Genomic DNA, 15,499 nt, shown 5'->3' on the forward strand with positions numbered 1-15,499 from the left:
GGAAAACCTGCTTTAAAAGTGAATAAATCGTATACCCTCCAGACATGGTCGGAGGGTTTTATGCTTTGATTGCAGAAAATATGAAAAGGAAGAAAAAATGTATCGAATGGAGGGATCAGGTATGATGAAATGGACAGCAGCAATCGTCCTATCAACCGCTTTACTTGGAGGATGCAGCCTAATTGATGAAGCAAACAACACGTTAACATATGCATCGGATATGACAGAATTTTTAAATGAAACACAGCAATTTGCAAGTGATGTTCCAGCGCTTTTGGAGGACGCAGCTTCCAACCCGGATATAGTCGAGGATCTTCAGTCACAGCTTGAAAACATGCAGCAGGATATTGATGCCATACAGAACATGGAAGTACCTGCTGTCGCAGAGGACATTCATGGTCAACTGCTTGACTACAGCGGACAGCTTGAAAGCAGTATTAATGATATTTTAGGAAAGCTGGAAAACGGTGTGCTTAATCCTGAAGAATTACTTGAAAACACCGAATTACTTACAACCATTGAAGAATTACAAGAACTTCAAAAGAACATTGAAGACCTCGGCCAGTAAGACACGCGGGTTAAAAAAATGGGAAAGGCAAACAGACATTGTCCACATAAAGGAGTGTAGTTTGCCTTTTTCTTGTTAAAGCACAAAGAAAAATACACTTAAAAAATGTGACAGGCTGCCGAGAAGAATGAAAATGTGAAAAATTTCGTGAAACCCCATCTTTTTAAATTGAAGCCATTTTGGTTTTAATCCGTATATAATGCCACCGATTGTATACAAAACGCCGCCTGCTACAAGTAGAACAAGTCCTGTTGTTTCCATGGTCGAAGCAAGCGGGGAGAATACAAAGACCGCCATCCATCCCATTAAAATGTAAAGTGCCGTCGACAGCCATCTTGGACAGTTGAACCATACCATCTTAAAGATAACTCCACACACTGCGGCAAATGATACGATAAAAAACAATCTCCATCCAGCCTCGTTATGTAAGCTTATTAAACAAAATGGCGTATAGGAGCCGGCAATTAAAACAAAGATCATTGAGTGGTCAAGCCGTCTAAAAAAAGCAATAACCGAATCTTTCGCTATAACGGAATGATAAGCCGCCGATGCAGTGTATAACAAAATTAAGCTTACACCAAAAATCGCGACGGCTGAGACCGCAATGACAGAATGCAGGGTGATTGCAGCTTTGATTACCATTGCAATAAGTGCAGCAATGGATAAAACGGCCCCTGCTAAATGAGTAAGTGCATTGATCGGTTCTCGAATAGAAACGTTCATTGTGGATACCTCCATAACAATAAGTAGTTTTTAATACTACATAACATGATATATTTGTTTTATTACATAGTCAAGTTTTACACAATTTCGATATTCACCTATAATAAAATTAGTCCAAATATAATAATTGAAGGTGTAAATATGGAAAAATTAACAGATCTATTAAATGAACTGCATCTTGAAAACCAGCTCACACCGGATGACATACCGAATATTGACCTGTACATGGATCAGGTGATTCAATTATTTGAACATACATTTAACCGTTCGACTCGAAACGAAGATGAAAAAGTGCTGACGAAAACAATGATTAACAACTATGCAAAAGGAAAAATGCTATTTCCGATAAAACAAAAAAAGTACACAAAAGAGCACTTATTAGTTATCAGCCTTATTTATCAGTTGAAAGGAACGCTTTCGATCAGCGACATAAAAACAACGCTTGATGGGATTAATGAAAAAATTGACGAGATCGACATTGATTCTTTTTATAGCCAATATCTTGGCATCGCAGCAGATAATGTCACTCATTTTAAAGAAGATGTTACGAGCCGAATGACGGACATTAAAGCGGATACAAAAGAGCTGGAACATGTTTTACTAATTCTTTCTCTCGTTCATATGAGCAACATGTACCGTAAAACAGCTGAGAAACTTGTCGATCAACTTACTTCGAAATAACATAAAAATGAAGAGACGAAGTGGAAGAAGCCAGGGAGGGGAAAGATTTCAAAGGAATGCTTTAAGTGCCTAATCTGAACTTATTATGGGTCCTAACCAATACTAAAAAAAGTAGAGGCTTCCCTGAGAGCAAGATTCTTGCTCGATGGACAGCCTCTACTTTTTTATTTTATTTTAGTTGTGTACCAGGATTTGGGACTTCACTGGGGTTGTCGTTTTTAACATCGCCAGTGCGGTCGTCATTACCACGATTGTTTTTGTTTCCATCATTGCGGTCATCATCATCCCGATCATCGTTTTTGCCGCCATCATCACGGTCGTCCTCATCCCGATCTTCATCTTTGTCATCATCATCTTCTTTTTCCAATTCAAGCTTTGTTCCATTTGAGAATTTGAGTTCAATTTCAATCTCAGCCGGCGCTTCCTCTGTAAAAGAAGACAGAATGATCGTTTTGATTTCTTCTTCTGTCATATCCGGTGTTAAATTCCACTCGGTCAAATATTGTTCGATTTGTGCAATGGCTGCATCGCCCTTTGCTTTTTTACCGTCTGTTTTCACTTCGGCTTTTACTTTACCACGTTTACTTTCGAATTCTAGTTCAATTTCAGAGCCATCTTTCAGTTCTAACTCAATTTCAATCTTTTGTATTCCATTTTCGGATTCTGTTTGTGCTGGTTTTTGAAAAATAGCTGCATCTACTACGACATTATTTTCAACGTTAAGTTCTATGTTGTCACCTGCTAACACTTGATCCATTGCCATAAAGCGGTTGTGGAATTGCACGAGAACATCAGCTGGTACGTTGACTGTTACCGATTCACCGGTAAATGTTTTCACTGTGATGGTTCCATCAGTTTTGGAAACATTCGTTACAACACCTTTAATAGTTGCCGCTCCATTTTCCTCAAGAAGCTGATCATATGTCCGGTCTAACACTGCGGCCATATGGACGCGTTTGATCGGTTCATTAGGAAGGAATAACCCGTCGTTGTTTCCGGAGAAAACCCCATATTCATTTGCGACAAATACATCGCCTTTTACTGAAGCTGGGATCTTATTGGCGTCTTTAAAGTCAAGTGTTTCACCTTTTGCTAATGCTGCTTCATCTTCGAGTCCGAGTGTGCGAACTAGAAGTGAAGAAACCCAGAGTCGATCAGCTGGTTTATTTGGCAAAAAGTTTTGAGTGCTTGAATCAATTAATCCTTGTTCGAGTGCGACCGCAAGATAACCGTGTACACGTGCATTAAATGAACTAGCATCTTTAAACGGAAGCTTCACATTCTTCTTCACTTCAGCTTGATCTTCCAAACCGAGCAAACGTACAGCCGTGATGACCGACTGAATGCGTGTAACGGGAGCATACGGGTTAAATGTTCCATCGTCATTCCCTTGAAAAACACCTTTCACTTTCATACGGCCAATATTTTCTGAAAACGAACCAATTTTTTTCGTATCCGAGAATTCTACTATCTCCCCGTCACGATCATCCGCGAGAACTGGGCTGACTGCACTAAACAAAAGAACTGACGACAAAAGTGTAGCACCAAATTTTTTGTTTTTAATTTTTTTCATAAAAAGCACCTCCATATGCATTCATTGTAAAATGAATTTGGTTTAATCAAATGAGTAAATAGAACTATTTAAATGAAATTTCGACAAAATCACTACAAAATAACCCCGAATAAGAAAAAAATGGAATTGAAGCCTGTGTAAACTAGAAAGCCTGTATATCTATAAAACGGTATATATATAAAAAGAGCTAAATCGTAGAAGATTTAGCTCTTTTTATTATTTTACACTAGATGAACCAACGAGTGATTCCGCAGGTCTTCCGAGTGCGAGAAGGCTGAGTTTTGCATATCCTGTGTCTTTGAATGCAGCGAATGTATTCTTTATCACATTTGAATCCGGGTCATTTTTCAATGTCTCTACTTCTTTTTTATATAAACGAAGGACAGAACCTTGAGTGAGATTCGGAAGGCAGTCGGACGGGTCTTCATCCATAATTAAGCTTCCCATAAATTGATATTTTAATTGCAGTGCCCGTGTTAAATTTATGACATGTACCATTTTTTCAAAAAGGGCCGGATAAGATTGTTCCAGTTGGTCAAGTGCATTTTTGGCTTTTTTCAACTCATCAAGACTGCATAATGTGGCAATCATTTTCTTTTCCTCCTTTTATCGATCCCATGGTTTTTTCAATGTGAGATATTCTGCCAGCTCTTTACTTTTCGTTCTTCTTAATTTCCGCATTTCTGCACGATCCTTCGCCGAGTCATATAAAAACTGTTCTTCCTCTGTTTCTGGAATAACGCCAGGCACTTCAACAGGGCGTTTGTTTTCATCAAGCGCGACAAATGTCAAAAAAGCAGTTGCAGCGATGCGGCGGTTTCCGGAAATGATATCCTCAGCAATGACCTTGCAGAAAATTTCCATCGAAGTACGGCCTGTGTATGTCACGAATGATTCAAGGCAAAGGGAATCACTTTCCCGAATGGCATCGAGAAAATCAATTGAGTCTGTTGAAGCTGTTACACATTCTTTCACACGGGCATGGCGTCTTGCTGAGAGACTGGCAACACTGTCAATTTTTTTCATCAGCACTCCGCCGAATAATGTTTGGTAATTATTTAAATCGCATGATAATACTTGATCCGTATGCACGATGCGGCTTTCTCTAGTTTTAATAGCTGTTCTAGGTGCGTTCATTTCTTTTACTTCCTTCCAAAGTGGAATACGCTGTTAGTGTACGCCCGATTGATAAGGAAGTAAAATAGTTCTTTTTCATTTGTTGTATAGGTTTCATCTATGTAAATGCTTCCAAATTTGAATAGCAGGCAAATAAAACGTGACTAATGTTCTTAAAGAGATTAGTCGCGTTTCGTAAACTGCACTTTTGTAAAATGAAGCCATTCTTTGGCTGCATAGGAAAGGTATTGATTTTTTCGCCAAATAATCGCCAAGTTCCAGTTTACAGATGGATTGATGACCTTAACGGCACGAACTTGATCATCAAGATGCCGGCAAATGCTTTCAGGTAAAAGAGAGATGCCAAGTTTTGACGCAACCATTTCCTCAATAAACGACCATTGCGAACTTTCAGAAATGACATGCGGCTGAAACCCCGCCTCGTTGCACAAAGAAATAATCCGATCATTTAGAGCGAAATCTTTGTTAAATAAAATAAAAGATTCTGATGAGAGTTCACCCAAGTTAATTTCTTCTCGATCAGCCAGCTGATGGAATTTAGGGAGAATAAGCATTAAATCTTCTTCCATAAAGGAAAAGTGGTCAAACACTTCGTATCGAGTGGGGAGAACAACCACACCGACATCGAGCTCATTCTGTTCTACCGCTTCTTCAATTTTTTTTGATCCATCTTCAACAAGCTGAAAGGTGATACCGGGATATTTTTCGTGAAATAATCCAATAATCTGCAAGAAAAAATGGGCATCAAAAATAGGGGGGAGACCTATTCGGATGTGCCCCGTTTTTAATTCCAGCAAATTATCAAGTTCTGTTTCTAAGTTGTAAAATGCCTGATCTACAAGCTTTGCCTGCTCCAGCAAGACACGTCCTGCATCCGTCAGCATAAGCTTTTTATGGGACCGGTCAAACAATTCAATACCAAGCTCGTTCTCGAGGTTTTTTATCATTTTGCTGATGGTCGGCTGTGTAATAAATAAGTGATCCGCTGCTTTTGAGAAGCTGTTGAAATTCGTTACTTCAATAAAATATTGCAAATGCTTAATATCCATTCGTTCACCTGCTAACAATTGATTACGACTATTATAGTACATTCAAAAGATTTATGGACAATGAAGAAGGAGATTCATTCTGGAAAATAATATTCTATTAAACGAAAAGATAACAACGGTTATCTTTATGTAAATATTCAGTTCTTTCTGATACAATAACAGAGTATTCTGTAAACCATGCATATTGATGAACGGGGGAAGAAATGATGGCTTATTATGCTGCACTGCTGCATATGATTGACCTTGAGAAAAATAAAGAAATACGCCCTCTCCACGTTGAATATTTGGAGAAGCTCGAAGAAGAAGGAAAAGTGTTTGCAAGAGGTCCGTTTGGTGATGATTCGGGTGGTCTTGTAGTATACGTAGCAGATTCATATGAGGAAGCATTAACGCTTGCCGAAAATGATCCAATTGTGAGCAATAACGTACGCCGGCTCGAACTAAAAGAGTGGAAAAAGAATTAAAAACGAAGTGCCTGACACCTGTCAGGCATTTTTTATGATCATTAGCGAATTGCAAACTGCTACTAGTATTATCTTAACAACACGGTTTATCCGGATGTACAGCATTGTATGCTGCTTTGCCGTTTCAATATTACACAAAATTGTGTGTTTTACCAATGTTACTATAATAAGGATGATTCTCGACCGCTCTCCACCATTCTCAGTGCACCCCACTTGCACTCCGCCATTTTTAAAGTGATTAAACAAGCAATACACATTTAGGTGGGAAAGAAAACAATGGGTCTATTCTATTTACAAAACTGCTGTTATCAAAAAAAACTATCTTCTGCGTTTTTTTGTTATAATGGGAAAATGTTTAAAGAAAGGAGGTTATTGTTATTCGAAATCCATACTTAAAATCAGCTTCTGGTATATATGTTAACTATTTTTTACTGGGTATGGTCAATATTATGTTGTCGTCGAATATGGCGGCATTGTCGGAACAGTGGGATACTGATAAAGCTGGGATCAGTTACATCATTTCCGCAATCGGCATTGGAAAACTGCTTACATATGCCCTATCCGGTCATTTGTCGGATAAATTCGGGCGGAAACCGCTTGTGATTTTTGCAGCACTTGCAATGGGGATCTTTCTTGTTGGTATTCCTTTGTCTCCTGTGTACCAGGTTGCTTTTATGTTCGCTCTTCTTGCCGGGGTGGCCAATTCAGCGATGGACGCCGGTTCCTATCCGGGATTGATTGAAATTTTCCCGAAATCATCCGGATCTGCAAGCGTCCTCGTGAAAGCATTTATGTCAATCGGTGCGGCGCTATTGCCATTTATGATTTTGTTTTTCGCTAATCAAGATGCCTTTTATGGCTATGCATTCTTCGTTCCCGCGGCAATCTTTTTCATAAATATGCTGTTTTTAACGACCATCTCATTTCCGGATCATAAAGCCATTGTCGCCAGTCAAGAAGCGGAAAATGCCGGCGAGTCGAAATTTTTATCGGAGCCGAAATTTTCTCGGGAAGGAATTGCACTTGTAATCATTGGTTTTACGTCAACTGGTCTTTTTACAGTCGCACAAATATGGCTGCCGAGTTACGGAGAAGAAGTACTGGGAATGGCAGCTGACAGTTCGGTTAAGCTGCTCAGTTATTACAGCATCGGTGCACTGGTTTCAGTGTTGTCTTTGTCTGTTTTACTAAAAAAGCTTGTGCGGTCGGTAACGGTTATTGTGATATATCCGATTATCACATTTATAGCAATCACAACGATTTTGACTGTGAAAGTACCGAATGTTGCCATTGTGATGGCCTTCTTTATTGGGTTTTCCACCGCGGGGGTTTTCCAGCTTGCTATCACAATCATGACTGAGCTGTTCTGGCAGAAGAAGGGGACGGTTACAGGCATCGTGGCAACAGCTGCGGGTCTTGCATCGATCGTGATGCCACTTGTAACTGGCATGTTATCAGAAACTGGAAATATTGCGATCATTTTTATATTTGACGCCTTTCTGGCAGTAATCGGTCTAGTGTCGGCTGCATTTGTTTATTACAGATATGGAAAAGTTATTCCGAAGAATAAGGAGCATCGTGTCCAGTAAAATACGTTAATGTAAATCATGTATAAAAAGGAACTGCCTCGAAAAGAATACTTTTGTGGCGGTCCTTTTTTTTATTCACAGAAATTTTTCTTGCATTTAGTTTTTCTGATAATTATAATAACTCTTATATTCCAAAATGAAGAATACCGGTTCCGAATATCGGAACTAAAGGTGGTGACAAAGAATGATTCAAAGAATGGGACTGACCGAAAATAAGATTGAAATGAAACCGCTCGGAGACTCGGCGGTTGTGGTTAAATTTGGGACGGACATAAATTCGGTTGTACATAGAAAAGTGAAAGCGTTAACATTGAAGCTTCAGCATCATTCGTTTAAGGGATTTATTGAATGTGTACCAGCGTTTGCAAGTGTAACGGTTTTTTACAATCCGTTAATTGTAAAACGATCCTATGATACAGGGAAAAATAAATCACCTTTTGACATTGTTAGTTTCATGATGGAAGAAATAGTGAAAGAGCTTGTTGAAGACCAGGAAGAGAATCCGCGTATTGTGGAGATCCCGGTTTGTTATGGGGGTGAATACGGCCCGGATCTACAGTTTGTGGCTGATGAAAATCATATGTCAATCGAGGAAGTAATCAAGATTCATTCTAGTGGCGAATACCTCGTTTATATGATAGGATTTGCACCTGGTTTCCCTTACTTAGGGGGGCTTTCAGAAAAAATTGCAACGCCTCGCCGATCATCTCCACGTGTCTCAATACCTGTTGGGAGTGTCGGAATTGCGGGAAATCAAACCGGCGTTTACCCGATTTCAACCCCGGGTGGGTGGCAGTTGATTGGCCGAACACCGGCTGCTCTTTTTCAGCCGGAACATAATCCACCAAGTCTTCTTGCTTCCGGTGATGTGGTGAAGTTTGTGCCGATAACGGTGGATGAATATGAAAAATATCAGGAGACGACGCAATGAGCATAAAGGTCATTCGCCCTGGATTGCTTGCCAGCATTCAAGATTTAGGCAGGTATGGGTTTCAAAAATATGGTGTTATTGTAAGTGGTGCAATGGATTCATATGCATTGCGCATTGCTAATTTATTAATCGGCAATCAAGAAGGAGAAGCCGCGATTGAAGTTACACTGATGGGTACTTCATTGCAGTTCGAAGAAGATTCGTTAATTGCCATTACCGGAGGGAATTTATCTCCAAAAATAGAGGGAGAAGCGGTTCCTTTATGGAGACCGGTTCTTATTAAAAAAGGGAGTATTCTTCAGTTCACTGCAAGTCAATCAGGATGCCGTGCTTATGTGACTGTAGCAGGTGGTTTCGATATTCCACAAATTATGGAAAGTAAAAGTACATATTTACGAGGTGGAATCGGCGGATTTAAAGGCCGCTCGTTACAGGCTGGAGATGTGCTTCCATTTCAAGAAAAAACAAAAGCCTCTGCCCCTTTGTTTGCCCGCTTAAAACAAAATTTGAAAAACCGCTCGTTTGGATCTGTCGAATGGTATGTTCCAGCCGGCCATGTTATGAATACAAGCGAACGGGTTATTCGTGTTATAAAAGGAATGGAATTTGATAAATTTTCTTCATCAAGCAGGGAGCAATTTTTTGAACAGGAATTTCAAATTACGCCTCAGTCCGATCGAATGGGTTACCGGCTGTCTGGACCGGAATTACAGCTGGAACAGCCTTTTGAACTTCTTTCGGAAGCAGTAGCGGAAGGGACCATCCAAGTGCCAAAGGATGGAAATCCAATTATATTGCTGGCGGACCGGCAGACGACAGGCGGGTATCCAAGAATTGCACAAATTTCATCGGTTGATTTACCGGTTGTCGCACAGTTAAAACCTGGTGAAAAAATACGTTTTAAAGAGATTACGCGTGAAGAAAGCGAACGGCTTTATTTAAAACGGGAACAAGATATAGAGGAAATAAAAACCGGTCTTTCTTTAAAAAAATGGTCATTATAAAAATTGCAGGGAGAAACAAAGCATGCTAAAAATGAGTGAATTGCAGGAAATGGTGAACATCATTGATCGATCATCGGTGAATGTCTTCACATTTGAATATGAAGGTATGAAGATTAAGCTTGAAAAAACAGTGGGTGTTCAGCAAACTGATCAAAATGAATCAGTCATCGTTCCCGTTCCTGATATTGTACAGAAAATAGAAAAGCCGGCGGAGAAAAAGGAGAACAATGCTGATCATATTGTTTCACCGATGGTAGGAACATTTTACGCAAGTTCTAGCCCGGAAGAAGAACCTTTCGTTAACGTGGGTGCGAGTGTTAAAGCAGGCGAGGTCGTCTGTGTATTGGAAGCGATGAAGCTGTTTAATGAAGTACAGTCAGAAGTAGACGGAGAAATTGTTGAGATTTTAGTAAAAGACGGAGATATTGTTGAATACGGACAGCCATTATTTGTCGTAAAGAAGAGCCAGTAAGAAAGAGACAAATGTTTAAAAATGTTATAGCTTGGCGGTAAAATGCTGGATCAACAAAGAGAACCAAAGTGCACTCGAAGAACTTTTCATTACAGGTTACAACAACTGTTCCGTTTTATCTCAGTCTAATGGATAATGAGTATTTTCTAAATGATCATGTGAATACGAAAATTTAGAGACAGATGAGATCGTTATTAACGAAAAAATAGGAGTGTGAACAGAATGGGGAAATCTTTAACAGCAATTCGACAGGAAATTAGGGAAAACAAATGGACGGGGCCGACAGCAGGACTTGCGACAGGTTACACACAGGCGAACCTTGTTATTTTACCAAAAGCACAGGCATACGATTTTTTATTGTTTTGCCAGCGCAACCCGAAACCATGCCCGCTTCTTGAAGTGACGGATGCCGGATCGCCTGTTCCAAAATTGACGGCTCCTGGTGCTGACTTGCGTTACGATGTGCCAAAGTACCGTATTTACCGTCACGGTGAACTGGTGGAAGAAGTGACGGATTTACAATCGTATTGGCAGGATGATTTCGTTTCGTTTTTAATCGGATGCAGCTTCACCTTTGAGCATGCGTTAATGGATAACGGACTCAAGATTCGACATATTGAAGAAGAACGCAACGTGCCGATGTATATTACGAACATTGCATGCGAACCGGCGGGCGTGTTTCATGGAAATATGGTTGTCAGTATGCGTCCGTTTCAAGCGCAAAACGTCGTACGCGCTGTCGAGGTCACATCACGCTTCCCATCTGTTCATGGTTCACCAGTCCATATTGGCCAGCCGAAACAAATCGGTATCGAAGACGTGTCAAAACCAGACTTTGGGGATGCCGTAACCGTTAAGGATGGAGAGACACCGGTATTTTGGGCGTGCGGCGTGACACCACAATCGATTGCTATGTCGAGTAAACCAGAGCTGATGATTACCCATGCTCCAGGCTGTATGTTTATTACCGATATGAAAGACAGCCAGTATTCTGTTTTGTAAGTGATTCATAAATCGATTGTCTCGTGAATCCCAGTTTCATATAATGGAACAAAACGATCATTCGAATTATTATTCCGGGTGTCGGAATAGGGAGTGGGCAATAGATGAATAAAACAGTATTAAAATCAATGGAAATCCTCCGTCTCTTTTTTAACGAAGAAAAGTTAACATTACTTCAAATTATGGAGAAGACGGAGCTGCCCAAAACGTCAGCTTATCGGATGGCAGAATCGCTGTTGGAGCTCGGTTTTTTGGAAAAAGACAAAGAGGGAGCATACCGTCTCGGCTTAATTTTTTTGACACTAGGTAATTTAGTCGCAGAGCGGCTCGATGTACGCACGATTGCGCTTCCCTACATGAAGAAGCTTCGGAAAGAGACAGGAGAAGCGGTCAATCTTGTTATACGTGATGGCGATGAAGCGGTGTATATTGAAAAAGTTGATACGCAGGAACGCGTGCGGGTCTATACGCAAATCGGCCGCCGCGCTCCTCTTTACGGCGGCGCATGTCCGCGAATTTTGTTGTCGTTTACAGAACATGAAGAGCGGGAACGCTTAATTGACTCCTTTAAAATAGTACCTTACGCAAAAGGAACACCGAATGATAAAAACGATTTGCGTCGATTGATAGAAGAAACAAGAGAAGCAGGCTGGTCGGTTAGTCATTCAGAACTGGAAAATCATTCGTCAGCCATTGCGGCTCCTATTTTTAACCATAAAGGCGATGTAGTTGCCGGGATTAGTTTGGTTGGTCCTGAAGTCCGTTTTCGGGACGAAGTACATGTGCAGGCCATGATAGAAAAATTAACGGGTGCAGCCTTCCACATTTCTACAAAACTTGGTCAGCCAGAAGATAACTTGTTAGAAAATAGAGAGGTGAGAACATGAAAATAGATTTAAATTGCGATATGGGTGAAAGCTTTGGTGCATACACGATCGGACGCGATGAAGAAATGATGCCGTATATTACGTCGGCAAATATTGCGTGCGGTTTTCATGCAGGTGACCCAGATGTAATGAAGCGGACCGTTCATCTCGCCGCAAAAAACGGTGTGGCGATCGGCGCCCATCCCGGTTTTGCGGATTTATCAGGGTTTGGACGACGTGATATGGCACTTTCGCCAGATGAGGTGTATGCGATGGTCGTATACCAAATTGGTGCCCTTGCTGCTTTTGCAAAAGCAGAAGGAGCAGCTCTTCACCACGTGAAACCGCATGGTGCGCTTTATAATATGGCTTCATCTCGTGCGGATTTATCCCGTGCGATTGCTTCTGCTGTCGCGGATGTGAATCCGGGACTTATTTTATATGGTCTTGCAGGCAGTGAGTTAATTAAAGCAGGGAAAAACGCGGGGCTGACAACAGCAAATGAAGTATTTGCAGACCGGACGTATGCGCCTGATGGAATGTTAACGTCACGCCGTTTACCAAATGCGTTAATTACAAATAATGAGGAAGCAGCAGCGCAAGTTGTCCGTATGGTGAAAGAGAACAAAGTAAGAGCAACTGACGGCACTGATATTTCTATAAATGCTGATACGATTTGTATTCATGGGGATGGTGCTCATGCACTTTCATTTGCGCAATTAATTCGTACAAGGCTTCAAGAAGAAGGGATTCACATTACAACAGTTGAAAAGGAGGAAACAGTATGAAAGAAAATCAGCTTCAAAAAGAAAAGTCCAATTGGAGTATATTGCTGGGCGCCGCATTCTTAATGGCAACTTCAGCGATTGGACCGGGGTTTTTAACGCAGACGACCGTCTTTACAGAAAAGCTTGCTGCTAGTTTTGGTTTTGTTATTTTAGTTTCCATTTTACTTGATATAGGTGCACAGACGAATATTTGGCGAATTTTGGTTGTTGCGGAAAAGCGGGCACAAGATATTGCTAACCTTGTCTTTCCTGGTTTAGGCTATTTTATTGCCTTGCTTATTGTTCTTGGCGGGATTGCATTTAATGTAGGTAACATCGGAGGAGCGGGACTAGGTCTTAACGTAATTTTCGGCATTGATCCGGTAACTGGCGCTGTCATTAGTGCGGTTATTGCTGTAGCCATCTTTCTTGTAAAAGAAGCGGGCTTGCTAATGGACAAATTTACTCAAGTAATGGGATTTGTCATGATTGCTTTGACACTTTACGTGGTTTTTCAAGCAAATCCTCCAGTTGGTGAAGCGGTTGTCAAGACGTTTGTGCCGGATACAATTGATATGCTGGCGATTGTCACGCTTGTCGGCGGGACTGTTGGGGGATACATCACATTCGCCGGGGGTCACCGTCTGTTAGATGCAGGTATTAAAGGAATTGAATCTGTTCCTCAAGTAACAAAGAGTTCAGTGTCTGCGATCGGTATCGCATCGATCATGCGCATATTCCTATTCCTTGCTGCTCTTGGCATAGTGGCGCAGGGGCTTCCGATTAATCCAGACAATCCGCCAGCATCGGTGTTTCAGCTGGCAGCAGGTGACATTGGATATCGTTTGTTTGGTATTGTTATGTGGGCAGCGGCTATCACATCTGTTGTTGGAGCAGCTTACACATCCGTTTCGTTTATCCGCACATTGCATCCTGCAATAGAAAAATATCATAAAGCTATTATCGTTGGATTTATTATATTGTCGTCAGGTATTTTTACAACAATCGGACAGCCTGTTAAAATGCTTATTTTAGCCGGCGCACTAAACGGCTTGATCTTGCCAATTGCGCTCAGTGTGATGCTGATTGCTGCCTATAAAAAATCAATTGTCGGCGAGTACCGCCATCCGATTTGGATGACTGCAGTTGGCGTGATTGTTGTGTTGCTTATGGCTGCTATGGGCGGTTATACTTTATTTACCCAATTGCCAACTTTATTCTAATAAACAGTATGAAATCTGCTCCTTTTATAAGGGAGCAGATTTTTTATTGGAGCGGATTTCCAAAGATTGCTTAAGACTGTGTTTTTCATTTTGAGAAATATGTTTGAAGCCCATTGGAAATAGCGGTCGTAACAATGTTTTGGTACGATTCTGTTACAATAGACGATTCCTCATAGGGATTCGTCAAATACCCAAGTTCAACCAAAATAGCCGGCTGGCTGTTTTCACGAATGACAAAATAGTCACCATTTCTCGTTCCGCGGTTTTTGGATGACAATGAATGGTCTAATCCATTATTTATGCTGTTTGCGAGCTGTTTTTGATAGTGATGATAATAATATGTTGTAAAGCCCCTTGCACTAGATTCGGAAGTCCCATCGTAATGTATGCTGATGAATGCGTCCGCATTATAATGATGTGCCTGGTTCGTACGAGATGGAAGCGGTATATACTGATCACTCGATCTCGTCAAAATAACCGTCGCCCCTTTTTGTTGAAGTTTGTTGGCCAGCCGTTCAGCTGTTTGTAACGTAACATCTTTTTCAACGGTTCCTTGTTTGCCTGTCGTCCCGCCGTCTTTTCCCCCATGGCCAGGGTCAAGAACGATCACTTTTCCATTCAGGCCGCCGGAATTCCCAGATGAGGGATTCACTAGATTTGTAGAAGATACGACCCAGCTGGCGACATAGGCTTCGTTTCCGCTTGCTAAGCTGATTTTGTACCAATCTCCTTCTTGTCCTATAACCGGATACCGTTCTCCTTGAGAACCCTGAACAATAACAGATGAGGAAGTGGATGGGCTTGTGCGGATATTGGTCCCGTCGTTCTTAATATATACATAATTCGTTTTTGATGATTTGCTTGATGCCGATTTTGTGCGGACAAATTGACTGCTAACCCACGCTGTTTCATTTTGAAAACGTATGTTGACCCATCCATTTTCTCTGGATATAATGCCGACTTGATCTCCACTGTACGCTGTACCGATAATAGAAGCCGATAAGGAAGGGTCGTTTCTAACGTTCACTCGGTCAGCTGTAATGATCCCTGTTTGACTCGCAGAAGTGCTCATTGACGGAGCATCCTCGGTGACAATGTGGCCCGCAATCCACCCCTTTTTTCCCCCAGAAAGCTGAACTTGATACCAATCATACTGTTCTTTCAACACGTGGAATTGTTCGTTTCGGTTAGCGCTTCCTATGACACTAGCTGTCATCGAAGGTTCACTGCGTACATTTGCATTGTCCACACCAATTCGAATAACATTTGTTTCTGCGTTAGTAGACGCCTCTTTCATAAAAATGGAGATAAATAAAATGATAGATAATAAAATCTTTTTGTCCATAAAACACCGCCTATAAGGAATTTCAGCTATATTTTACCACTTGATATTTTTGTGTACATCCGCATAAATGATGATTCTTTCATTAAGAAAATGGTCTGAATAAAT

General features: G+C 41.0%; 17 protein-coding genes. 11 read left to right on the plus strand and 6 right to left on the minus strand.

What is annotated here, in order from left to right; translation table 11 throughout:
- The first annotated feature begins 121 nt into the window (after positions 1–121).
- Entirely contained in the window at positions 122–568 is a 447-nt protein-coding gene (locus BTO28_RS03830) for a DUF6376 family protein (RefSeq protein WP_076764188.1), read from the plus strand.
- A 75-nt stretch (positions 569–643) separates the two neighbouring features.
- On the opposite strand, the gene trhA is transcribed toward BTO28_RS03830, so the two are convergent.
- A complete protein-coding gene (gene trhA / locus BTO28_RS03835; RefSeq protein ID WP_076764190.1) occupies positions 644–1,291 on the minus strand; it encodes a PAQR family membrane homeostasis protein TrhA in 648 nt (215 codons plus the stop codon).
- Between the two features lie 141 nt (positions 1,292–1,432).
- Between trhA and BTO28_RS03840 the strand changes: the two genes are divergently transcribed.
- The gene (locus BTO28_RS03840; RefSeq protein WP_076764191.1) at positions 1,433–1,972 is read left to right on the plus strand and encodes a DUF1836 domain-containing protein; all 540 of its coding nucleotides are present in this window, start codon (positions 1,433–1,435) and stop codon (positions 1,970–1,972) included.
- A gap of 169 nt (positions 1,973–2,141) precedes the next feature.
- Here the strand turns inward: BTO28_RS03840 and BTO28_RS03845 are convergent, their stop codons facing one another.
- The 4 genes from BTO28_RS03845 to cidR all read right to left on the minus strand — a co-directional run bounded on the left by BTO28_RS03845 (position 2,142) and on the right by cidR (position 5,731).
- On the minus strand, positions 2,142–3,545 hold the full coding sequence (locus BTO28_RS03845; protein WP_076764193.1) for an S-layer homology domain-containing protein: 1,404 nt from the start codon (positions 3,543–3,545) through the stop codon (positions 2,142–2,144).
- 216 nt (positions 3,546–3,761) lie between these two features.
- The gene (locus BTO28_RS03850) at positions 3,762–4,136 is read right to left on the minus strand and encodes a hypothetical protein (RefSeq protein WP_076764195.1); all 375 of its coding nucleotides are present in this window, start codon (positions 4,134–4,136) and stop codon (positions 3,762–3,764) included.
- A gap of 15 nt (positions 4,137–4,151) precedes the next feature.
- A complete protein-coding gene (locus BTO28_RS03855; RefSeq protein ID WP_076764197.1) occupies positions 4,152–4,682 on the minus strand; it encodes an acyl-CoA thioesterase in 531 nt (176 codons plus the stop codon).
- 161 nt (positions 4,683–4,843) lie between these two features.
- A complete protein-coding gene (gene cidR / locus BTO28_RS03860; protein WP_076764199.1) occupies positions 4,844–5,731 on the minus strand; it encodes a cidABC operon transcriptional activator CidR in 888 nt (295 codons plus the stop codon).
- Positions 5,732–5,937: 206 nt separating this feature from the next.
- On the opposite strand from cidR, the gene BTO28_RS03865 reads away from it, so the two are divergent.
- The 9 genes from BTO28_RS03865 (at position 5,938) to BTO28_RS03905 (ending at position 14,049) form a co-directional block, all read left to right on the plus strand.
- Entirely contained in the window at positions 5,938–6,195 is a 258-nt protein-coding gene (locus BTO28_RS03865; protein ID WP_076764200.1) for a YciI family protein, read from the plus strand.
- Between the two features lie 377 nt (positions 6,196–6,572).
- On the plus strand, positions 6,573–7,784 hold the full coding sequence (locus BTO28_RS03870; RefSeq protein WP_076764202.1) for an MFS transporter: 1,212 nt from the start codon (positions 6,573–6,575) through the stop codon (positions 7,782–7,784).
- A 184-nt stretch (positions 7,785–7,968) separates the two neighbouring features.
- A complete protein-coding gene (gene pxpB, locus BTO28_RS03875; protein WP_233129816.1) occupies positions 7,969–8,715 on the plus strand; it encodes a 5-oxoprolinase subunit PxpB in 747 nt (248 codons plus the stop codon).
- Complete coding sequence (locus BTO28_RS03880) at positions 8,712–9,719, plus strand: 5-oxoprolinase subunit C family protein (RefSeq protein ID WP_076764204.1); 1,008 nt, start codon at positions 8,712–8,714, stop codon at positions 9,717–9,719. The genes pxpB and BTO28_RS03880 overlap by 4 nt, the downstream gene beginning before the upstream one ends.
- Before the next feature lie 22 nt (positions 9,720–9,741).
- Positions 9,742–10,191, plus strand: coding sequence for an acetyl-CoA carboxylase biotin carboxyl carrier protein (gene accB / locus BTO28_RS03885; protein WP_076764205.1), 450 nt, complete (start codon positions 9,742–9,744; stop codon positions 10,189–10,191).
- Between the two features lie 222 nt (positions 10,192–10,413).
- Positions 10,414–11,193 (plus strand): putative hydro-lyase, encoded by a 780-nt coding sequence (locus tag BTO28_RS03890; RefSeq protein ID WP_076764207.1) that lies wholly within the window; start codon positions 10,414–10,416, stop codon positions 11,191–11,193.
- Positions 11,194–11,297: 104 nt separating this feature from the next.
- Positions 11,298–12,080: an IclR family transcriptional regulator gene (locus BTO28_RS03895; protein WP_076764209.1), complete on the plus strand. Its 783-nt coding sequence runs from the start codon at positions 11,298–11,300 to the stop codon at positions 12,078–12,080.
- A complete protein-coding gene (locus tag BTO28_RS03900) occupies positions 12,077–12,847 on the plus strand; it encodes a LamB/YcsF family protein (protein WP_076764211.1) in 771 nt (256 codons plus the stop codon). The genes BTO28_RS03895 and BTO28_RS03900 overlap by 4 nt, the downstream gene beginning before the upstream one ends.
- The gene (locus BTO28_RS03905; RefSeq protein WP_076764213.1) at positions 12,844–14,049 is read left to right on the plus strand and encodes an NRAMP family divalent metal transporter; all 1,206 of its coding nucleotides are present in this window, start codon (positions 12,844–12,846) and stop codon (positions 14,047–14,049) included. Before BTO28_RS03900 ends, BTO28_RS03905 begins: the two co-directional genes overlap by 4 nt.
- Before the next feature lie 85 nt (positions 14,050–14,134).
- Here BTO28_RS03905 and BTO28_RS03910 read toward each other — a convergent pair whose 3' ends face one another.
- Positions 14,135–15,394, minus strand: a complete 1,260-nt coding sequence (locus BTO28_RS03910; protein WP_076764214.1) for an N-acetylmuramoyl-L-alanine amidase — start codon at positions 15,392–15,394, stop codon at positions 14,135–14,137.
- Positions 15,395–15,499 lie beyond the last annotated feature (105 nt).

Origin of the sequence: Domibacillus epiphyticus (assembly GCF_001975785.1) — a bacterium.
In the GTDB taxonomy this organism is placed as follows: domain Bacteria; phylum Bacillota; class Bacilli; order Bacillales; family Domibacillaceae; genus Domibacillus; species Domibacillus epiphyticus.